Origin of the sequence: Amycolatopsis sp. NPDC001319, from assembly GCF_042896185.1 — a bacterium.
Taxonomy (GTDB): domain Bacteria; phylum Actinomycetota; class Actinomycetes; order Mycobacteriales; family Pseudonocardiaceae; genus Amycolatopsis.
Genome location: NZ_JBIAWY010000003.1, coordinates 713,015 through 733,786, shown reverse-complemented (window position 1 = coordinate 733,786; position 20,772 = coordinate 713,015). Strand labels below are relative to the sequence as shown.

The window sequence follows — 20,772 nt, the reverse complement described above, 5'->3', positions numbered from 1 at the left end:
GAGGGCCTACCCTAGACAGGAAACAGGTGGGCCTTTCCCCAGAGGCCCCGGGTCAGTCGGGAGGCCGAGGGGATGGACCCCCGCGATCGCGCGGACGCTTTGCTCGCACGCGCCCGTTCCCGCGGCGCCTTCGTGGTGACGCCGGACAACATGACGTCGCCGATGGACGCCTCCAACACGCAGCAGATCCCGAGATCCGTGGTCTCGGAGCTCGACCAGCAGGATCCCGACACGACGACGCAGCTCCCGGCGTCGTTGATCGAGGAGAACGACGAGCACCCGCTGGCGAAGCCGAGCACGACCACGCCGCTGGAGGTGCCGGCCGCGCAGGTGACCACTCCGCTGGTGCCGCGTCCGCAGGCCGCGCCCGTGCCGAGCCCGCTGCGGGAGCCGGCCGAGGAAGAGCTGACCGGGCTGGTGCCGACGATCAAGCAGAGCACCGGCCGGTCGAACCTCTCGCGGCGGCTCGACGGGCTGTGATCAGGCTCCTTCGAGCTTGACGCGCACGGCCAGCCCGAGCTTCACCGCCGCCAGCACGGGCTTCCACAGCACGCCCTGGTGCCGGTCGGCGAGGTAGCGGTAGGCGCTGGCGTGGTGCGCGCGCAGCATCTTCTTCGACACGCGCGCCGTCGACACGCCACCGATGTGCATCACGCTCGACGAGGGCGCGTAGACGTTCAGCCAGCCGGCCTTCGCCAGCCGGTCGCCGAGGTCGACGTCTTCGAAGTACATGAAGTAGCGCGTGTCGAAGCCGCCCACCGAGTCGAACGCCTCGCGCCGGAACAACTGGCACGAGCCACTCAGCCACTCCGACGTGCGCTCCTGCGGCGCGGCGTTCTCCTGGCGGTACTGGCGCGTCCACGGGTTGCCGGGCCAGACCTTCGAGAACACGGCGTGCCCGATCCCGCGCCCGAACGACGGCAGCAACCGCGCGGACGGGTAGACGGTCCCGTCGAGATCGTGGATCAACGGCCCGAACGCACCCCCACGCGGCCACCGCTTCGCCACTTCCAGCAGCGCGTCCAACGACCCCGGCTCCCACTCCAGGTCCGGGTTGACCACGACGACCCACCCGTAGCCGTCGTCGAGCGCCGCCACGCCGCGGTTGGCGGCCGTGCCGTACCCGACGTTTTCGCCGATGCTGACCAGCTGCACGTTCTCGCGCTCCGCCGCCTTCTCCGGCCCGCCATCCGTGGACGCGTTGTCCGCGACCACCACGCGGACGTCCCGGTCGGTCGCCTTGTCCAACGTGTCGAGGAACTTCTCGAGCATGTCGCCGGGAAAGTAGGTCACGGTCACGACGGCGAGTTTGTCGCCGTAGGTGCGCTGCTGCTCGGTCACGGGCGCCATTGTCCCCCGCTCACGCACGGCTACGGGCATGGATCAACCCCGTCACCGAGGGTGATGGCAGGGCCGCCAGAATGAGCGGATGTCTGTGCACGCTTTCGTCGACGAATCGGCGCGGAATCGCCAGTTCCTGCTGTGCGTCACCCTCGTCGAACCTGCCCACCTCCGCCCAACGCGGCGCGCGTGACGGAGTTGCTCCTCCGTGGCGCGCGGGAGCTGCATTTCAAGAAGGAGAAGGAGCCTCGGCGAAGACAACTCATCGATCAAATGGCCAAGATGTCGGTCTCTGTTCGCATGTACACCGGGTCGTGCACACCCAAGACCGAAGAAGCCGTGCGGCAGCAATGCCTGCGCAGGGCTGTCGAAGACCTGCTCGAAAGCCGCGCGCACCGTCTCGTCCTGGACACCAGGAACGAGCGCGACGACCACGACCGCCGGACGATCCAGGAGACGCTGGGTTCTCAGCCGTCTAAGACCGAGCTGACCTACGAACACCTGGACTCAACGCTCGAGCCCCTGCTCTGGATCTCCGACGCCGTCGCCTGGTGCTTCGGCGCAGCCGGGAACTGGACGCACAAGATCGAAGGGCTGATCGAGGAGCACGTTCGGCCCTGAAAAGGCGAAAAGCCTGTGAGACGACCGTCCGGACGCATCACAGGCTCTCTTCTCGGTCCCACCGGGACCTCGCACGATCATGGTAGCAGAACCTGGCAGAACCGGCTCAATGCATCCGGCGGTGCCGGTCCCACGCTTTCTCATACGCCCCGCGGTGACGTTCCGCCGTTGTGGCCCACGAGAAGTCCTTCGCGCGCTGCTGGGCGGCCGCGGAGAGGAAGGCGCGGCGGGGCGGGTCGGCGAGGAGTTCGGTGATCGCGGCGGCCACGTCGCCCGCGCCGACGCCGCAGTAGGCGACGGCGTCGCCGCCGACTTCCGGGAGGGAGAGGCGGCGGGTGGTCAGGACGGCGGCGCCGCAGGCCATGGCTTCGAGCACGGGGAGGCCGAAGCCCTCGCCCAGCGACGGGTAGGCGACCAGCTCGGCCCCGCCCAGGAAGCCCGCGAGGGTCCCGAAGGGCAGGTAGCCGGCGCGGATCACGCGCAGCCGGTGCGGCACGGCGTCCAGCGCGCGTTCGACCTGCGTGTCCCAGCCGGGCTGGCCGGCCAGCACCAGAGCGGGCGCGTCCGGCTGGCCGGCGACGGCGCGGGCGTAACCGCGGATCAGGGCCGGCACGTTTTTGCGCGGCTCAAGCGCCCCGAGGAACGCGATGTACGGCGTCCGCCCGATGCCGACGGCCGCGCGCGCCGCGGCGATCTCCTCGGGGGACGGTGGGTGAAAGCGTTCCGAGTCCACGCCGTGGTGGATGATTTCCAGTTCCGCGTGCCGCACGGGAGTCACGCGGCCGAGCTCCAGCGCCGTCGCCTGGCTCGGGACGACGCACAGCGTCGCGCGGCGCAGGGCGGCCACCGTCCACGCGCGGAAGAACCGCGCCTTCACCGACGAGTGCAACACGGGGTCGGTGAAGAACGTCGCGTCGTGCAGCGTCACGACCGAAGCCGCGGGGCTCGCAAGGGGCATCGTGTAGTGCGGCGAGTGGACGACGTCCGCCGCCAGGCGACGCACGAGCCGCGGCAACGTCGCCTGTTCCCAGGTCAGCCGGGCCGTCCGAGTGGACGTCGCGGGCGACGCGGGCACCACCCGCGCCCCCGGCGCGAGCCGGTCGTACAGCGACAGATCCCGGGGCTGGCACACGACCGTCAGCCGCGCCCCGTCCTGGTCCAACGCCGCGACGAGCGAGTCCACGTACCGGCCGACGCCACCCCGATCCGCGGGCACCGCGGTCGCGTCGATCAGCACACGGGGATCACCGGTCACGTGAGCAGAGTACGGCGATCACCCAACGCATAGGTGAGGAACCGACGAACTGTGCTGTGTTGTCCGCCTCCGGCACTGTGTTGCCTGCCGACGCGGCAAGATCGCCGCAAACGATCTTGCGCGCCACTCACGTTCGCTGCCCAAGCTCAGGCAGCGCCGATGGGGCGCTCGCGCACCGCCCGGCCGTCCGCACTCACGCCGACTGGCGGCGAACCTACGCTCGCGTCGGGTAGCAGCTCACGAAAAGCGCTCACGCAGAGCGACGGTCTCCGCCGTGCCGGCACCGGGTCGGCAGCTCCCCACCGCCGCCGTCCAAGCTCGGCCCGCGCGCGTCCCCGTGCCTGGCCCGCGCCCATCGCCGCCACTCCTGTCGGCGACTCGCGCTCAAGCGCGCTTCCAACGAGCAGCCCGCACGGCCTCCAACGCGACCAGCCGCTCGAACTCGCCCGCCGCGGCCCAGTCGCACCAGTTCCGCCACGTGCATCAGCACCCGGCGCTGTCCATCGCAGGCACCCGGCCGACCCCTAGATCACGTCCGCTTCCAGTACGCCGCCCGCACGACCTCCACCGCGGCCAAGTCGCACCAGTTCCGCCACGCGCGCCAGCACCCGACTCTGTCCATCACAGGCACCCACTCAACCCGCGGTCACGTCCGCTTCCGATGCGCCGCCCACACCGCCTCCGCGGCGGATCGCCACGTGAACTCCCGGGCGCGGTCGCGGCCCAGCCGCGCCAGGTCCGCCGCGCGTGCAGGGGAGCCGAGGACCTCGCGCAGCCCGGCGGCCAAGGCCACCGCGTCGCCGCGCGGTACGACCACGCTCGCGCCGCCGGCGACCTCGACCAGGGCAGGCACGTCGGTGTGCACTACGGGGACCCCCGAGGCCATCGCTTCGAGCACCGGCAACCCGAAGCCCTCGGCCAAGCTGGGCACCGCCAGCACGCTCGCGCCGCGCAGGGCCGTGGCCAGTTCCGCGTCGGTGACCTTGCCCAGCACGTGCACGTCGGTCAGGCCGCGTGAAGCGGCAAGCGCGACCGGGTCGATGCCGCCCCAGCCCGGCTGGCCGGCGAGCACCAGGGCGACGTCGCCCACCGCGGCGACGGCGTCCACGAGCACGTCGATGCCCTTGCGCGGCTCGATGGTCCCCACCGCGAGGACGTACTTCGACGGCAGGTCCAGCGCCGCCGAGCCCTGGGGCACGGTCACGCCGTGGGGCACCACGCGCACCGGCACGGTCACGTCCACCAGCACAGCCAGCTCGTCGGCCACCGCGCGCGTCGGCACGATCAAGGTCGACGCGCGGCGCGCGGCGCGGGCGATCATCGACCGGTGCCAGCTCACGCCGCGGGCGGTGAGGGTCTCCGGGTGGGTCCACGGCACGGTGTCGTGCACGGTCACGGTCAGCGTCTTGCCCGCGGGCGGGCGCGGCGGCGCGAACGGCGTCGGCGCGTGCACCGCGTCGCCGCCCGGCCACCAGGGCACGCCCAGCTGCCACAGGCCGACCAACGCGCGCGGCGGCACCGGGAGCGCACGCGGCCCCTCGACGCCTTCGACGACGGCGGCAGAAACATCCGCGTGGCGCGCGACCACGCTCGACACCGTCCAGCCCGGCGGCGCGGTGCGCGCCAGCGCGGGCAGCAGTTCGGCGGTGTACCGGCCCGTACCACCCGGGACGGGGGCGAGCAGCTGCTCGGCGAGCACTACCAGTTCGGGCACGCCGCTATTCTCACCCAGGTGACCAGCGCGGAAACCGGCAGCACCGTCGTCGTGGTCACCTGGCGTGGCGCGGCTCACGTCGAGGCCTGCCTCGACGCCCTCGCCGCCCAGACGCGTCCACATCGGACGCTCGTGATCGACAACGCCTCCGACGACGGCACTGCCGCCCTCCTCCAGGCGCACCCGTCGAAACCGCAGGTCATCCGCCTCAAGCGCAACACCGGCTACGCGGGCGCGATGGCCGTGGCCCTCGACCACACCACCACCCCACACGTGGCCTGGCTCAACGACGACGCCGCCCCCGAACCCACCTGGCTCGCCGAGCTCGAAGACACCCTCGCCGAACAGCCGCTCGCCGCCGCCGTCACGAGCCGCCTGGAGCTGGCCGACGGCACCACGCAGTCGACCGGCGTCCGCCTCACCGCCGACGGCCACGGCGCCGACCTCACCGAACCCGCCGACAAGGTCTTCGGCTTCTGCGGCGGCGCCGCCCTCCTGCGCACGGACGCGCTCAAAGCCGTCGGCGGCGTCCCCGCGAGCTTCTTCTGCTACTACGAGGACACCGACACCGCGTGGCGCCTGCGGCTGGCCGGCTGGCACGTCGTCTCCGCCCCGAAGGCCCGCGTCCACCACCTCCACGGAGCCAGCACCAAACCCGGCTCTCCCCTGTTCCACCGCTGGAACGAACGCAACCGCCTCCTCATGCTTCTCCGCTGCGCCCCGGCCGCGATCGCCGTGCGCGAAATCGTCCGGTTCGCCCTGATCACCGCGCTGCTCCCGCTGCGCCGCAACAAGCCCGCCGCCGCCAACTTCCGCGTCGGCCTCCGCGCTCGCGTGCTGGCCGAAGTGGCCCTGAGACTCCCCGCCACCCTGCGCGCCCGCAGACGCACAGGCGAGATCACCACCCTCGGCCGAGGGGCGATCTGGGACGCCTGGGCGGGCCTTTAAGCTGGGCGAGGCCCGACATCACGGACAGGAGCTCGTTTTGGCGCTGGGGGAACCGCAACCGCTCGTCTCGGTGATCGTGGTGAACTACCGCGGCGCCGAAGACACGATCACTTGCCTTCGCGCGCTGTCCGACCTGGACTACGAGCACGTCGAGCTGATCTGCGTCGAGAACGCCTCCGGCGGCGACGACGCCGAGCGCATCCGCGCCGCCGTGCCGGCCGTGAAGCTGATCGAGTCGCCCGTGAACAGCGGCTTCGCCGGGGGCTGCAACCTCGGCGCGAAGCACGCCAACGGAACCGTGCTCGCCTTCCTCAACAACGACGCCCGCCCGGCGCCCGCGTGGGTCTCCGCGGCCGTCGCGGAGCTGCAGGCGCAGCCGACCGTCGCCGCGGTGGCCAGCAAGGTCGTCGACTGGGACGGCACCGGCACCGACTTCGTCGACGCGGGCCTGACCTGGTTCGGCATGGGCTACAAGCGCCACGCGGGCAGCCCGCTGGCCGACGTGCCCGAGGCCGAGCGCGAAGTCGCCAAGGACGTGCTCTTCGGCACCGGCTCGGCGATGTTCGTGCGCGCCTCGGTGTTCGCCGAGCTCGGCGGCTTCGACGAACGATTCTTCATGTTCTACGAGGACGTCGACCTCGGCTGGCGGCTGAACCTGCGCGGCTGGCGCGTGCGCTACGTGCCGGAATCGCTGGCGTACCACCGTCACCACGGCACGATGTCCGCCGTCGACGCGCCCGAGACCGGCCGCGAGACCTTCCTCCTGGAACGCAACGCGCTCGCCGCGCTGTACAAGAACCTCTCCGACGAGTCGCTCGCCAAGGCGCTGCCCGCGGCGCTCGCGCTGGCCGTCCGGCGCGCCACCGCCCGCGGCGGCCTGGACCCCGAGCAGCTGAACCTCGAAAAGGGTGTCGGCCCGGTCGAGACGGGTGACCTCGCCGTGCCGCGGACGACGGTCGCGGGCGTGCTGGCCATCGACCGGTTCGTGGAAATGATGCCCTCGCTCGCCGAGTCCCGCGCCGAGGAGCAGGCCGCCCGCGTCCGCACCGACGCCGACCTGCTTCCCTTGCTGCGCAAGGCTTTGGAGCCCGCCTATCCCCTGCCGGACTACCTGCGGGCCCACGAAATCCTTGTCGAGGCCTTCGGCATCGAGGCCGTGTTCGGGCAGCGCCGCAAGATCCTCGTGCTCACGGGCGATTCGATCACCGAGCGCATGGCCGGCCCCGCGATCCGCGCGTGGAACATCGCCTCGACGCTCGCCGCCGAGCACGAAGTGCACCTGATGACCACCAACCCGCTGCTCTCGCCGCCGGCCGCGGCGTTCCGCATCAGCTCGGGCAAGTTCCGCGACCTCGACGCCCCCATCGAGTGGGCCGACGTGATCATCCTGCAAGGTCACGTGCTGGAGCTCGCGCCGACGCTGAAGAAGCAGCACGCCAACAAGATCGTGGTCGCCGACGTCTACGACCCCATGCACCTCGAGCTGCTGGAGCAGGGCAAGGGCGTGGCCGACGACCAGCGTGCACTCGACCTCGCGGGCGTCACGAAGGTCCTCGACGCACAGCTGGAGCGCGCCGACTTCTTCCTCTGCGCCTCCGAGCGCCAGCGCCACTTCTGGCTGGGCCACCTCGCCGCGCTGGGCCGGCTCTCGCCGCGGCTCTACGACGCCGACCCGACCACGCAGTCGCTGCTGGCCGTGGTGCCGTTCGGTCTCTCGCCGCAGGAACCCGTGCGCACCGGCCCCGGCCTGCGTGCGTCGCTCGGCCTCGGCGAGTCCGACCGCGTGGTGCTGTGGGCCGGCGGCGTGTACAGCTGGTTCGACCCGCTCACGCTCATCCGCGCCGTGGATCTGCTCCGCCGGAACCGCGACGACGCACGGCTCGTGTTCCTCGGTATGAAGCACCCGAACCCCGAGGTCGCCGAGATGGACATCGGCGCCCGCACGATCCGGCTGGCCGACTCGCTCGGCCTCACGGACAAGCACGTGTTCTTCAACGAGCAGTGGGTGCCCTACGGCGAGCGCCAGAACTGGCTGCTCGACGCCAACTGCGGCGTGACCACGCACTACGAGCACGTCGAGACCACGTTCGCCTTCCGCACCCGCGTGCTCGACTACCTGTGGGCGGGCCTGCCGATCGTCACCACGGACGGCGACGCGTTCGCCGACCTGGTCCGCACCGAGCGGCTCGGGGTCGTCGTGCCGGCCGAGGACGCGGAGGCGCTCGCGGCCGCGCTGGAGAAGTCGCTGTACGACGAGGAGTTCGCGGCCGGCTGCGTCGAGCGGATCGCCGAGGTCGCGCGCCGCTACGCGTGGCCGGAGGCGCTGAAGCCGCTGGTGGAGTTCTGCCGCAACCCGCGCCCGGCCGCCGACCGGCTGCCGGGCGGCGCGGACCTTACAACCACCGCCCCCGTCCGCGGCACGGCGCTGGTCCGCCGCGACGTCGACCTCGTCCGCGAGTACCTCGCGCAGGGCGGCCCGAGCGAGCTGGCCCGCCGCGTCGGCGGCCGCTTCGTGAAGGTCGCCCGGCAACGGTTGCGCCGTGGCTGACCGACCGCTGCGCGTGCTGCTCGACGGCACCCCGCTGCTCGGCTCCCGCACGGGCATCGGCCGCTACACGGCGGCGTTGAGCGAGGAACTCGCGTCGATGTCCGAAGTGGACCCTCGCGCGGTGGCGTTCACGTTGCGCGGCTGGCGAAAGCTGCGCGGCGTCCTGCCCCACGGCGCGCGGGCGCGCGGGATGCCCGTGCCCGCGCGGTTGTTGCGACGCGCGTGGCTGCGGTCCGAGATGCCGCCGGTCGAGCTGTTCGCCGGCCCCACCGACGTCGTCCACGGCACCAACTTCGTCCTCCCCGGCCGGCTGCGCGCCGCCGGCGTGCTGACCATCCACGACCTGGCGTTCCTCGACGAACCCGGCGAGCTCGCGCCGTCCGACCGGACGCTGCCGGAGCTGGTCCGCCGCGGCGCCCGCCGCGCCGACGTGATCTGCACCCCCACCGCGGCCGTCGCCGACTCGGTGGCCGAGCGCCTGGACGTTGCTCGCGACAAGATCGTCGTCACCCCGCTCGGCGTGAACCCGGCGTGGTTCACCGCGCGTCCGCCGGACGACGGCCAGCGCGCGAAGCTCCGCCTGCCGGAGAAGTACCTGCTGTTCGCCGGTGCCGCCGGGCCACGCAAGGGCCTCGACTGGCTGGCCCGCACGCACGCGTCCGCGCCGGATCTGCCGCCGCTGGTGTTCGCCGGGCCAGGTCCGTTCCCGCGGCTGCCGCGTTCCGGGCAGACGGGTTATCTGTCCGATGTGGACCTCCGGACCGTCGTCGCCGGGGCGGCGGCGTTGGTGCTGCCCTCGCGCGACGAGGGCTTCGGGCTGCCGGTGCTGGAGGCCATGGCGTCGGACGTTCCCGTGGTCTGCACGGACATTCCGGCGCTGCGGGAAGTAGCCGGTCCGTGTGCGACGCTCGTGCCCTACGACGACGTCGACGGCCTGGCGACGGCGTTGCGGCAAGCCGTGCTCGATCCCCACGCGACGGCCACGTCGACGGCCCGCCGCACGCACGCCGCCGGCTTCACCTGGCGCAACTGCGCGACGCTCACCGTCGAGGCCTACCGCCGGGCCGCCAAGCGCTGAACCGCCGGTGAGGGCGCACCGCGCCCTCACCGGTCAGCTCCGGAAGTACTCTGCGAGCGCCTCGCGCCACGGCCGCAACGGCGTCAGCCCCGCCTCGCGCCAGGACGCGTTGGACAGCACCGAATACGCGGGTCGCGGCGCCGGCCGCGGGAACTCTTCGGTCGTGCACGGCCGCACCCGCTCGGGGTCCGCGCCGATCTCCTCGAAGATCGCCTTCGCGAACCCGCACCACGTCACCTCGCCCTCGCCGGTGCAGTGCAGCACCCGCGACGACGGACCTTCGCCGGCCGCGATCCGCCCGGCCAGCTCCACCACCCCGGCGGCCAGGTCCGCGGACCACGTCGGCGACCCGGTCTGGTCGTCCACCACGGTCAGCTGGTCCTTCTCGCCCTCCAGCCGCTGGATGGTCTTGACGAAGTTGGCCCCGCTCTTGCCGTAGACCCAGCTCGTGCGCACCACCCAGGCCGACGCGCCGGACCCGAGCACCGCGTCCTCGCCGGCGGCCTTGGTCCGCCCGTACGCGCTCTTCGGTCCGAGCTCGTCCGTGACCTCGTACGGCCGCGAAGCGTCGCCCGGGAACACGTAGTCCGTGGACACGTGCACCAGCGGCACCCGCCGCGACGAGCACACGGCGGCGAGCACGCGCGGCCCGTCGGCGTTCACCCCGAACGCGCGGACCTCGTCCTGCTCGGCCGCGTCGACCGCCGTGTACGCCGCCGCGTTCACGACCACCGGCGCCACACCCGAGGCGGCGGCCCGGGAAACCAGCGCGTCGAGCGCCCGGACCACCTCGCCGGCCGAGCGGACGTCGAGCTCCGCCGAAGCCGGCGCGACCACCTCCACCTCGGGACCCGCGAGCGCTGCCAGGTCGCGGCCGAGCTGGCCGGAACCGCCGGGGACGAGCAGAGCGAGCCGCACCGTCTTACCTCCACACGAAAAGCACGAAAAATCCTCAGGACGTACCGAGCGCGGCGCGGCCCTTCAGCGGCTCCCACCACGCGCGGTTGTCGGCGTACCAGCGCACCGTACCTGCCAGACCGTCCTCGAAGGACACCCGCGGCGCGTAACCGAGCTCGGAGCTGATCTTGGTGATGTCGACGCTGTAGCGCCGGTCGTGGCCCTTGCGGTCCGCCACCGGCTCCACCCGCTCCCAGCCGACGCCCACCGCGTCGAGCAGCCGCCCGGTGAGCTCGCGGTTGGTGAGCTCCGTGCCGCCGCCGATGTTGTAGATCTCGCCGGCGCGCCCGCCGTCGGCGACGAGCTGGATGCCGTGGCAGTGGTCGTCGACGTGGAGCCAGTCGCGCACGTTGAGGCCGTCGCCGTAGAGCGGCACTTTCAGCCCGTCGAGGAGGTTGGTGGTGAAGAGCGGGATGACCTTTTCAGGGAACTGGTACGGGCCGTAGTTGTTCGAGCACCGTGTGACGCACACGGGCAGGCCGTGCGTGCGGAAGAATGAGCGCGCGATCAGGTCCGACGACGCCTTCGACGCGGAGTACGGCGAATTCGGCTCCAGCACGTGGTCTTCCGACCACGAACCGTCCGCGATGGACCCGTAGACCTCGTCGGTGGACACGTGCACGAACTTGCCGACGCCCGCCTCCAGCGCGGCCTGCAGCAGCGTCTGGGTGCCCAGCACGTTGGTGAGCACGAAGTCGGCCGAGCCCAGGATCGAACGGTCCACATGCGACTCCGCCGCGAAGTGCACCACCAGGTCGATGCCCCGCATCAGGTCCGAGACCAGCGGCGCGTCGCAGATGTCGCCGCGGACGAACCGCAGGCGGGGGCTGTCGGCGACCGGGTCGAGGTTCGCCTCGTTGCCGGCGTACGTGAGCTTGTCCAGCACCACGACCTCGGCGTCACGCAGCGTCGGGTAGGCACCCGAAACCACCTGCCGGACGTAGTGCGATCCGATGAATCCCGCACCGCCCGTGACCAGGACTCGCATCCTTCTCCACCCTTCGTGCCCGCTTCTCGTGCCCGACCGGGCAATCCGACCACCAGACTACGGATGACCCACCCGAGACTCGGTAGAGTCTCCCGAAGGCACTCCGGTGCCCACGGGGCATGGGTGGGGGAGGAACGCGTGACCGAGTGGCCTGGGTCTCCGCTGCCGTCGCAGCGGGTACCGGCAGCGCACGGCCGCGGCGTGCTCGTCGGGCTGCGCCGCGGTGGCAAGGTCGTGCTCTCGATCCTCTCGATCGTGATCCTGGCCCTGACCTGGTACGGCTGGCAGTTCATCGGCGACCCGCAGACCGGGTTCACGACCACGCAGATCTTCGACCAGCCCGAGGCGCACGCCAAGCCGCTCGACGGCGCCATCGACATCCTCCTCGTGGGCCAGGACAGCCGCACCGACGCGCAGGGCAACCCGCTGCCGCGCGAGGTGCTCGACATGCTCCACGCCGGCATCGCGGACGGTGAAAAGCAGACCGACACGATGATCCTGGTGCACATCCCCCAGAACGGGCAGCACGCCGTCGCCATCTCCTTCCCGCGTGACTCGTGGGTGGAGATCACCGGCGGCTTCGGCAAGCACAAGCTCAACAGCGCGTATGTGTACGCCTACAACGACACGTTCAAGACGCTGCAGAACCAGGGTGACACCGACCTCAAGGACGTCGACCAGAAGTCCAAGGTGGCCGGTCGCAAGAACCTCGTGGCGACGCTGGAGAAGTTCATCGGCAAGCCGGGCATGATCGACCGCTACGCCGAGGTGAACCTCGCGAGCTTCTACGAGATCACGAAGGCCATCGACGGCGTGGACGTGTGCCTCAAGGCGCCGGTGAAGGAGAAGAAGTCCGGCGTGGACCTGCCGGCGGGCCGCCAGAGCATCTCGGGTGTGCAGGCGCTCGCGTTCGTGCGCCAGCGCTACGGCCTGCCCAACGGTGACCTCGACCGCATCGCGCGCCAGCAGGCGTTCCTCTCGGGGCTGGCGAACAAGGTCCTCTCCGGCGACGTGCTCACCAACCCGGCCAAGATCGCGCAGCTCGTGGCCGCGGTGAAGAAGTCCGTGGTGCTTTCCGAGGGCTGGGACCTCACCGAGTTCGCGGAGCAGATGCGCGGCCTGACGGGCGGCAACGTCGAGTTCCACACCATCCCCACGCAGGGCAACGCGGTGATCGGCGGCGCCGACGTGCTGCGCGTCGACCCGGCCCAGGTTCAGGCGGAGGTCGACCGGCTCACCTCCGACGGCACGCCCGACACCCCGACCTCGACGCCCGCCACGCTGCCCGGCGCCGGCGCCGTGACGGTCGAGCTGTTCGACGGCAGCGGCGCCGACGTCGCCACGCAGACCCACACCCTGTTGCAGGGCAAGGGCTTCAAGCTCGCGGGTGACACGAAGCTGTCCGCCCGGGCGAGCACCGTGATCCGCTACAACCCGGCCGACGACGCCGCGCTCGCGCTGGTCCGCCAGGCCCTCGGCGGCGACCTCGAGGCCGAGCCCGACTCCGACGTCACCGCCGGGCACGTGCGCGTGCTGCTGGGCAAGGACCGGCGCGGCGCGGGCGCCGGGTCGGGATCGACGGTCACGACCACCCCGACAACGCCCACCGCGCCCACCGCGCCGGCCGCACCACCCGCTCCGCCGATCACGGCCGGCGGAGTGCCCTGCGTCAACTAGAGTCGGGCACTCAGCGTGGCGGCCGGGGCGGGCCTCTAGGCTGGGCTATGGGGAGGTACTTGGGGTGGATGAGAACGAGGACAAGCCGGACCGGGTCGAGGGCGGGGAGCCGGCAGAGCCGTCGCCGGAAGAAGCCGTCGAGCCGGCTGAGGCCGCCGAGACGCCGGAATCGGACACGGACAGTGACGAATCCGCGGAGTCTTCCGAGTGGAAGCCGTCGCCCTACCCCCGGTTGGACCTGCCACAGCCGACGGTGCGGACCCCGCGTGTCCGCCCGGGCCGCGCCGGCCGCATCACCCGGCGGATCGCGCTCGGGCTCGTGTCGGTGCTGGCGCTGGGCGCCACGGGCTACGCGTACGTGACGAAGGACCAGCTGCAGAGCAACGTCCCCACCACCGACGTCCTCACCCCCCGCGCGGGTGAACCGCCGGCCCCGCCCGCCGACGACGGCGCCACCGACATCCTGCTCGTCGGCAGCGACGCGCGCACCGACGCGCAGGGCAACCCGCTGCCGACGAGCATGCTGAAGTCGCTGCGCACCGAGGAGAAGGCGGGGATCAACACCGACACGATCATCCTGCTGCGCTTCCCGAAGGACGGCAGCAAGCCGTCGGGCGTCTCGATCCCGCGCGACAGCTGGGTCGACATCCCGGGCCGCGGCCAGGCGAAGATCAACTCGGCGTACGGCGTGGCGAAGGCCCAGTTCGCGGACGCCGAGCGCGCCAAGGGCGAGCGCGACCAGGCGAAGATCGAGCGTGACTCCGACAGCGAGGGTCGCCGGGTATTGGTCCAGACCGTGCAGGACCTCACGCAGATCCGCGTGGATCACTACGCCGAGATCAACCTGCTGGGCTTCTACCTGCTCACCGAGGCCCTCGGCGGCGTGAAGGTGTGCCTGAACCACTCGACGTCGGACAAGGACTCGGGCGCGGACTTCCGCCGCGGCGTGCAGACGGTGTCCGGCGGCGAGGCGCTGTCGTTCGTGCGCCAGCGCAAGAACCTGCCCCACGGCGACCTCGACCGGATCGTGCGGCAGCAGGCGTTCCTGTCCTCGGCGCTGCACCAGGTGCTGTCGGCGGGCACGCTGACCAGCCCGTCGACGATGAGCAGCCTGATGGACGCCGTGCACCGCTCGATCACGCTCGACGACGGCCTCGACGTGCTCGACTTCGCGCAGCAGGTGAAGGGCGTGGCGTCGGGCGACCTGAACTTCACGACCGTGCCGGTGATCACGGCCAACGGCCGCAGCGCCGACGGGCAGAGCATCGTCGAGGTCGACCCGACGGCGGTGCGCAAGTTCGTGGCCGGCCTGGTCGGGCGCGCGCCGATGGGTGGCGGCGGGGCCGCGGCGGGTGCACCCGTACTCCAACTGCAATCGGGCATCCCCGGCGTGCCGTGCGTCGACTGAAGCCCCGGCTAGCCTGGACTGCATGAGCCTCACCGAACAGCTGCTGCGCCCGCTGCTGGCGTCGCCCGCGAAACCGCTGATCACGCACTACGACGACCAGCTCGGCAGCCGCGTCGAGCTGTCGGTGGCGACCACGCTGAACTGGGCCGCGAAGACGGCCAACTGGCTCGTCGACGAGTTCGACGTCGAGCCGGGCGACGACGTCGCCGTGCAGCTGCCCGCCCACTGGCAGACCGCCGGCATCCTGCTCGGCGCCTGGTGGTGCGGCGCCCGCGTCGTCCCCGAGCCCAACGGCGCGCGCGTGGTGTTCATCGGCCCCGACGCTTCCGTCGACGCCCCGGCCGTCGCCGTGGTCTCCCTCGACCCGATGGGCCGCGGCCTGTCCACTCCCCCGGCGGGCGGCGCGCTCGACTACCTCACCGAGGCGCGGATGTCGGGCGACCAGTTCACCCCGATGTCGGCCATCCCGGGCGACACTCCCGCGCTCGGCTCGTCCACTGTGGACGAGATTCTCTCGGAAGCCCGTGCGCGCGCCGAAAAGCTGGGCCTGACCGCCGCCGACCGCGCTCTGTCCACCTTGGACTGGACCATCCCCGACGGCGTCCTCGACGGTTTCCTCGTGCCCCTGGCCGCGAGCGCCCACCTCGTCCAGGTCACCCACGCGGACCCGGCGAAGCTCGACCGCAAACGCGACGCCGAACGCACCACGACCGACCTCGGCTGACGAACGTCAGACGGTTTCCAGCTCGGCCGGCCGCGCCTCGCGCTTGCGCCAGAACAGCACGTGGTCCACCGACAGGCGGCCGCCGTTGAAGCCGAGGGCGAGGGCGGCCAGGCCGAGCACCAGCACGAGTTCGTAGCCGTTGTCGCCGGTGAGGCCGTTGGACACGTGGACCGAGAGCAGCGCGCCCGTCATGTCGACGACGTAGCCGAGGGCGATCACCGGCAGCAGGAAGCCGGCGACGAAGGCGATCGAGCCGAGCACCTCGAGGATGATCACGAACACCGCCGCGACCGAGGGCAGCGGGACACCGACCTGGCTGAAGAAGTTCGCAGTGGCGCCGATGCCACTGTTCCACTTCTGCACCCCGTGGGCGAAGAAAACCACTGCCACGCCGATCCGGCCGAGCAGCAGGGCGACATCCTTGACTCGAGTGTCCATCAAAAACTCCTGATCGGTGATCTTCCCACTGTCCCGGCCCACAGTAGGTCGGGTCGCACCACCGAAGCCCGCTTCGGCGAGTGATCGACAGGAAACCGACAGGCACCGGAAAATACTCGCTGTACGCGTCCGTCACCGAGCGGTATCGTGCCGACCGCCCTGTCCGAGACGGTGAGGAGACCCCGATGCGCCGACAGTCCGACCGACCCCAGTTCGGCCTGTCCATCGCATCGATGAGGACCTCACCCACCCATGAAGACCCTCACCCTTGGCGTTCTCGCGCACGTCGACGCCGGTAAAACCAGCCTGACCGAGCGCCTGCTCTTCGAGACCGGCGTGATCGGCCGGCTCGGCAGCGTCGACTCCGGCGACACCCAGACCGATTCCCTGGAGCTCGAACGCCGCCGCGGCATCACCATCAAGTCGGCCGTGGTCGCCGTGACCACGGGCGAGCACCGGCTCACGCTCGTCGACACCCCCGGTCACTCCGACTTCATCGCGGAGGTCGAACGTGCCCTCGGCGTGCTCGACGCCGCCGTGCTCGTCGTGTCCGCAGTGGAGGGTGTGCAGGCGCAGACCCGCGTGCTCATGCGGACTCTCACCCGCCTCGGCATTCCCGTGCTCGTGTTCGTGAACAAGATCGACCGGTTGGGCGCGCAGGAATCCACCCTGCTCGACGCCCTGCGCACCCGGCTTTCCCCGCGTTGCGTCGCCCTCGACACGGTGACCGGGCTCGGGACGCCGCAGGCGAAACCCGTGCCGCTGCCGCCCGGCGAGCACCTGGCCGAAGCCCTGGCGGACGACGACGAGTTCCTCGCGTCCTATGTAGCGGGACGGGAACCGGACTACCACGCGGCCCTCGTTCGCCAGGTCGCACGCGGAGCCGTGCACCCGGTGGTTTTCGGCTCGGCGATCACCGGCGCGGGCGTGGCCGCGCTTTTCTCGCGCGTCCGGGACCTGTTTCCGGCACGGGAACGCACCGACGCCGGAGAGCTGGCCGCCACCGTGTTCAAGATCGAACGTGGGCGCGCCGGCGAGAAGATCGCGTACGTCCGAGTGCGGTCGGGCTCGCTGAGCCCGCGCACGCCGTTTCCCTTCCACCGCCGCGAATCCGACGGCACGGTCACCGAGCTGACCGGCCGCGCGTCCGCCGTGCGCGTCTACGAACACGGCGCCACCCCGGTCGACGGCCTGGCGTGCGCCGGCGACGTCGCCCGCGTCTGGGGACTGAAGGACATGCGGATCGGCGACCACCTGGGTCTCGCCGACCCCCTGGCCGAGCCCGGATTCTTCGCCCCGCCCAGCCTGGAGACGGTGGTGCGGCCCGTCGACCCGGACGACGCCGTGGCCCTGTACTCGGCGCTGGAACGACTGTCCGAACAGGACCCGCTGATCAGCGTCCGCCGCCACGAACACGAAGTCTCCGTACGGCTCTACGGCGAAGTCCAGAAGGAGGTGATCCGCTCGACGCTGGCCGAGGACTTCGGCCTGGCCGCGGAGTTCGAGGAGTCCCGCGTCCTGCTCGTCGAACGCCTCTGCCGTGCGGGCCACGCCGTGGGCCGCCGTGCACCTGACGAACGCGTGTACTTCTTCGCCACCGTCGGCCTGCGCGTGGAACCCGGCCCGCCGGCCTCCGGCGTCGGGTACCGGCTGGGCGTGGAGCTCGGGTCGCTGCCGCTGGCGTTCCACAAGGCCATCGAGGAGACCGTGCGAGCTCAGCTGAGCCACCGCCCGCGCCCGGTGATCGACTGCGTGGTGACCCTGACCGACGCCGCGTTCTTCCCGCCACTCACCACAGCCGGCGACTTCCGCGGCATGACCGCGCTCGTGGTCGCCGAAGCCTTGCGCGCCGCCGGCACCCGCATGCACGAACCCGTGCACAGCTTCGAAGTCGAGGCCCCGGCGAACGCGGTGAGCGGCGTGCTCCGCAAGCTCGTGGAGCTGCGCGCCGTGCCCGACGAGCCCGCGGTCACGGCCACCGGCTGCACCGTCACCGGCACGATCCCGGCCGCGTCCGTGCACGAGTTCGAACAGGCGTTGCCCGCACTCACACAGGGCGAGGGGGTGTTCTTCAGTGAGTTCGCCGAATACCGGCCGCGCTGAGCGTCACCGCTTGTGCGCCCACGCCGCCCCGAAACAGTACGCACCGAAAGCCGCGAGTCCTAACGCGACAATCGTGAGCAGCACCGCGCCGAACGGCTGCCCGGCCAACGTCCGCAGCGCCGCGTCGAGACCGCCGGCCTCCCGAGCGTCGGACTGCAGACCGGCATACCCGAGCAGCACGGCCACCAGCGCGAGGACCACGCCTTTCGCCACGTACCCACCCGTGCCGAGGCGAGCCACCCAGCGCCGGGTGCCCCGCGGCAGCTCTGAGGTGTCGAGGTCCTCCAGGAACGACTGCCGCACACCCTTCACACCGGATGCGACGGCGACCGCGGCCACGCAGCACGCCGCGACCACCACGAGGGCAGGCCCGGCAGGCAACGCGAGCACCTTCCCGGTGGCCTCCTGCTGGCGCTGGTTGCCCGCGGACGAACCGGCACCGACCGCGATCCGGATCGCGCTGTACCCCAGCGCGAACACCACGATCGCGCGGCCGCCCGAGCCGAGGCGCTTGCGCACCCGTTTGCCGCCGGACACCCACTCGTACCCGGTCGCGGCCATGAGCACCTGCCACAAGCCGAACGCGATCAGCCCGACCGCGAGCACCCACAGCACCGCGGTGCCGAACGCGTTGGAGCCGATCTCTTGCAGCGCGCCGTTCTGGTCCGCGGCTTGACCGGTGCCACCGCCGAAGGCGATGCGCAGCGCGAGGTAGGCGATGATCAGGTGCACCAAGCCGTAACACGCCATTCCGGCGCGGCCGAGCGTTTGCGCGACCTTGGTGCGGCGCGGGTTTTCGACGTGCGATCTCGCCGCGGCTGCGGCGGACTGGGGAGCGGTCATCGGGCACCTCCGTTCCCGGAGGCTTACCCGCCGATGACCGCCGCTACCCGCCTGGACAGGATTAGCCCGGCGATTGGGCCGTTCGGCTCAATCGACTGTCGCGTGTGGACTCAGGCCGGGCCGCGGCGGACGGAGTCGAGGGCGGCCCAGCCGCCGTGGGTGGCCAGGAGCGTCAGGACCTGTTCGGCGTGCGCGGCGAAGCGCTGCAGGTCTTCGTGGAGCTTGGGCGCGCGGTCGGAGTCCAGGGGCGCGAAGTCGTCCCACCACAGGCCGATCACGGCGCTCGCGCACAGGGCCAGGGCCTGGATCACGTGCACGAACTCCTCCGACGGGTCGGCGGAAGACTCGCGGTACACGGTCTCGATGTCGTCCAAGGCGTCGAGCAGTTCGCGCAGCTGTTTGACCGCGTCGGCAGGGGTGCCGTCCCACGCGGCCGTGGGCCAGGCGCGGTCGCTCAGCTCGAGCCACAAGCGCCAGCCGGCGACCAGCTCGGCATCGTCGCTCGGCTTCCAGGTGTCAGGGACCGGCCAGAACATGTCGACGACTGTGACACTCTGCCGCGGGCCTGCACAACCGGAATGGCACAACGGGACGAAAAGAGTTCGCGTTTGTACCTACTTCTGGAATCCTCGTTACGTGCTCATCCGCGACGCGACGGGCGAAGACTGGCCCGCCATCTGGCCGTTCCTGCACACCATCGTCGCCGCCGGTGAGACCTACGCGCTGCCCCGTGACCTGGGAGAACAGGCCGCCCGCGACTACTGGCTGGCATCCCCGCCATCGCGCACAGCCGTGATTGTGAACAATTTCGGTGACATTCTCGGCTCCGCGAAGATGGGGCCGAACCGCGAAGGACCGGGCTCGCACATCGCGACCGCAAGCTTTATGGTGGCGCCCGCTTCCGCCGGCGAGGCGCCGGCCGCGCCCTCGGCGAGAACATGCTGGAGTGGGCGCGCGCCGAGGGCTACCGCAAGGTGCAGTTCAACGCCGTCGTCGAGACCAACACCCGAGCGGTCGCCCTGTGGAAATCATTCGGCTTCACCGTGATCGGCACGGTGCCCGGGGCCTTCCACCACCCGACGCACGGGTACGTCGGGCTGCACGTGATGTACCAGTCGCTCAGCTGATCACCGGAGGCACGAACACGCATTTCGGGGTCTGCGCGTGCGCCGGGTCGAGCGCGTTGAGCACCTCGCGCTCGGCGATCGGGTCGTACGGGATGCCGAGGTGGTCGGTGAAGTCCGCCGAGCAGACGTCCTGCAGCACGATGTTCTCGACGTTCGGCGCCGGCTTGAGGAACGCGTTGGTGTAGGGCGTGACCACGTCGTCGTACTTCGTCTGGATCACGGTGTAGTCGATGCCGGGCACGGTGTCGCCGCCGGCGTTGAGGTCGGTCAGGAAGGCCGAGCCGGTGGACTGCTCGTTGCACGACGCGCACGCGAGGCCCACGAGGTCACGCACCGGCGGGATGGCCTGCAGCGTGCTGAGCAGGCCGAACAGGCTCGTGCCGTAGTTCGACGGCGAGAGGCCGATGAGCTTGCCGATCTTCGAGGCACCGCCGAGGTACTTGATCCAGTAGCGCGGGTTCATGCCGCCCTGCGAGTGCCCGACGATGTCCAGTTTCGCCGCACCCGTGGCAGCGAGGACCTTGTCGCCGAACTGCGCGAGCTGCGCGGCCGTGCCCGCGACCGGGCCGACGGTCTGCAGGAAGCTACCCGGCGAGCCGCCGAAGTTGCCGGCGAACACGCAGTAGCCGTGGTCGGCGAGCACCTTCGAGAGATTGGCCCAGTTCTCGTACGCGTTGGCCGTGGTGCCGTTGGACAGCAGGACCGGGTTGGGGTGCTCGGCGGAAGGCTTGCAGTTCCAGTCGTTGGCGCCCGGTGGAGCGATGGTCGGCTGCACCACGGAGTACAGCGCCGCCGAGATGATGTTCGGCTGGACCGGGCCGGTCGGCTCCTTCACCGCCGCGTCCGCGGTGCCGGTACTCAGGGCGACCGCTCCCAGTGCCGCCATGAGAACCACTACCCGACGCCCGAACGCGCGCACGCCCATCCGCTCCACCTCTCTGTGAACCGATGGTGACCCCAGTCACCTGATCAGTTAACGCGTTGAGAGAGGAACGGAAACTC

General features: G+C 71.2%; 19 protein-coding genes. 10 read left to right on the top strand and 9 right to left on the bottom strand.

All coding sequences use genetic code 11. The annotated features are described in order from the left end of the window. Positions 1-72: 72 nt before the first annotated feature. On the top strand, positions 73-480 hold the full coding sequence (locus ACFY1H_RS14060; protein WP_386946660.1) for a hypothetical protein: 408 nt from the start codon (positions 73-75) through the stop codon (positions 478-480). Here ACFY1H_RS14060 and ACFY1H_RS14055 read toward each other — a convergent pair whose 3' ends face one another. Continuing rightward, positions 481-1,350 (bottom strand): glycosyltransferase family 2 protein, encoded by an 870-nt coding sequence (locus ACFY1H_RS14055; RefSeq protein ID WP_366575930.1) that lies wholly within the window; start codon positions 1,348-1,350, stop codon positions 481-483. It lies immediately after the preceding gene. Between the two features lie 273 nt (positions 1,351-1,623). On the opposite strand from ACFY1H_RS14055, the gene ACFY1H_RS14050 reads away from it, so the two are divergent. Then, entirely contained in the window at positions 1,624-1,962 is a 339-nt protein-coding gene (locus tag ACFY1H_RS14050) for a hypothetical protein (protein WP_386946658.1), read from the top strand. Positions 1,963-2,068: 106 nt separating this feature from the next. Here the strand turns inward: ACFY1H_RS14050 and ACFY1H_RS14045 are convergent, their stop codons facing one another. Further along, positions 2,069-3,199, bottom strand: coding sequence for a glycosyltransferase family 4 protein (locus ACFY1H_RS14045; RefSeq protein WP_386946891.1), 1,131 nt, complete (start codon positions 3,197-3,199; stop codon positions 2,069-2,071). Between the two features lie 664 nt (positions 3,200-3,863). Continuing rightward, positions 3,864-4,931, bottom strand: a complete 1,068-nt coding sequence (locus ACFY1H_RS14040; RefSeq protein WP_386946656.1) for a glycosyltransferase family 4 protein — start codon at positions 4,929-4,931, stop codon at positions 3,864-3,866. An 18-nt stretch (positions 4,932-4,949) separates the two neighbouring features. Here ACFY1H_RS14040 and ACFY1H_RS14035 point away from each other — a divergent pair, with 18 nt between their 5' ends. From ACFY1H_RS14035 to ACFY1H_RS14025, 3 genes are read left to right on the top strand one after another with little or no spacing between them, the layout of a single operon-like run. Then, a complete protein-coding gene (locus tag ACFY1H_RS14035; protein ID WP_386946654.1) occupies positions 4,950-5,879 on the top strand; it encodes a glycosyltransferase family 2 protein in 930 nt (309 codons plus the stop codon). 37 nt (positions 5,880-5,916) lie between these two features. Then, positions 5,917-8,427, top strand: a complete 2,511-nt coding sequence (locus ACFY1H_RS14030) for a glycosyltransferase (protein WP_386946653.1) — start codon at positions 5,917-5,919, stop codon at positions 8,425-8,427. Next, positions 8,420-9,505 carry a glycosyltransferase family 4 protein gene (locus ACFY1H_RS14025; RefSeq protein ID WP_386946652.1) on the top strand — a complete coding sequence of 362 codons (1,086 nt, stop codon included), beginning with the start codon at positions 8,420-8,422 and terminating at the stop codon, positions 9,503-9,505. The genes ACFY1H_RS14030 and ACFY1H_RS14025 overlap by 8 nt, the downstream gene beginning before the upstream one ends. A 33-nt stretch (positions 9,506-9,538) precedes the next feature. Here ACFY1H_RS14025 and rfbD read toward each other — a convergent pair whose 3' ends face one another. Together rfbD and rfbB are read right to left on the bottom strand one after the other, a co-directional pair. Next, entirely contained in the window at positions 9,539-10,423 is an 885-nt protein-coding gene (gene rfbD, locus ACFY1H_RS14020) for a dTDP-4-dehydrorhamnose reductase (RefSeq protein WP_386946651.1), read from the bottom strand. A gap of 34 nt (positions 10,424-10,457) precedes the next feature. Beyond that, on the bottom strand, positions 10,458-11,450 hold the full coding sequence (gene rfbB / locus ACFY1H_RS14015; protein ID WP_366575332.1) for a dTDP-glucose 4,6-dehydratase: 993 nt from the start codon (positions 11,448-11,450) through the stop codon (positions 10,458-10,460). Positions 11,451-11,588: 138 nt separating this feature from the next. Between rfbB and ACFY1H_RS14010 the strand changes: the two genes are divergently transcribed. From ACFY1H_RS14010 to ACFY1H_RS14000, 3 genes are all read left to right on the top strand, one after another. Continuing rightward, positions 11,589-13,127 carry an LCP family protein gene (locus ACFY1H_RS14010; protein WP_386946649.1) on the top strand — a complete coding sequence of 513 codons (1,539 nt, stop codon included), beginning with the start codon at positions 11,589-11,591 and terminating at the stop codon, positions 13,125-13,127. 64 nt (positions 13,128-13,191) lie between these two features. Next, positions 13,192-14,535 carry an LCP family protein gene (locus tag ACFY1H_RS14005; RefSeq protein ID WP_386946647.1) on the top strand — a complete coding sequence of 448 codons (1,344 nt, stop codon included), beginning with the start codon at positions 13,192-13,194 and terminating at the stop codon, positions 14,533-14,535. Between the two features lie 22 nt (positions 14,536-14,557). After that, complete coding sequence (locus ACFY1H_RS14000; RefSeq protein WP_386946646.1) at positions 14,558-15,259, top strand: TIGR03089 family protein; 702 nt, start codon at positions 14,558-14,560, stop codon at positions 15,257-15,259. A 6-nt stretch (positions 15,260-15,265) separates the two neighbouring features. On the opposite strand, the gene ACFY1H_RS13995 is transcribed toward ACFY1H_RS14000, so the two are convergent. After that, entirely contained in the window at positions 15,266-15,697 is a 432-nt protein-coding gene (locus ACFY1H_RS13995; protein ID WP_386946644.1) for a DoxX family protein, read from the bottom strand. Positions 15,698-15,949: 252 nt separating this feature from the next. On the opposite strand from ACFY1H_RS13995, the gene ACFY1H_RS13990 reads away from it, so the two are divergent. Further along, the gene (locus tag ACFY1H_RS13990; protein ID WP_386946642.1) at positions 15,950-17,800 is read left to right on the top strand and encodes a GTP-binding protein; all 1,851 of its coding nucleotides are present in this window, start codon (positions 15,950-15,952) and stop codon (positions 17,798-17,800) included. A gap of 3 nt (positions 17,801-17,803) precedes the next feature. On the opposite strand, the gene ACFY1H_RS13985 is transcribed toward ACFY1H_RS13990, so the two are convergent. Together ACFY1H_RS13985 and ACFY1H_RS13980 are read right to left on the bottom strand one after the other, a co-directional pair. Then, a complete protein-coding gene (locus tag ACFY1H_RS13985; RefSeq protein WP_386946889.1) occupies positions 17,804-18,550 on the bottom strand; it encodes a DUF1206 domain-containing protein in 747 nt (248 codons plus the stop codon). A gap of 203 nt (positions 18,551-18,753) precedes the next feature. Next, complete coding sequence (locus ACFY1H_RS13980; RefSeq protein WP_366575343.1) at positions 18,754-19,179, bottom strand: hypothetical protein; 426 nt, start codon at positions 19,177-19,179, stop codon at positions 18,754-18,756. Between the two features lie 402 nt (positions 19,180-19,581). Here ACFY1H_RS13980 and ACFY1H_RS13975 point away from each other — a divergent pair, with 402 nt between their 5' ends. Further along, positions 19,582-19,770, top strand: a complete 189-nt coding sequence (locus tag ACFY1H_RS13975; RefSeq protein ID WP_386946640.1) for a GNAT family N-acetyltransferase — start codon at positions 19,582-19,584, stop codon at positions 19,768-19,770. Here the strand turns inward: ACFY1H_RS13975 and ACFY1H_RS13970 are convergent. After that, positions 19,763-20,656: an esterase/lipase family protein gene (locus tag ACFY1H_RS13970; RefSeq protein ID WP_386946639.1), complete on the bottom strand. Its 894-nt coding sequence runs from the start codon at positions 20,654-20,656 to the stop codon at positions 19,763-19,765. The two genes, ACFY1H_RS13975 and ACFY1H_RS13970, sit on opposite strands and share 8 nt — an antisense overlap. Between the last annotated feature and the right edge of the window lie 116 nt (positions 20,657-20,772).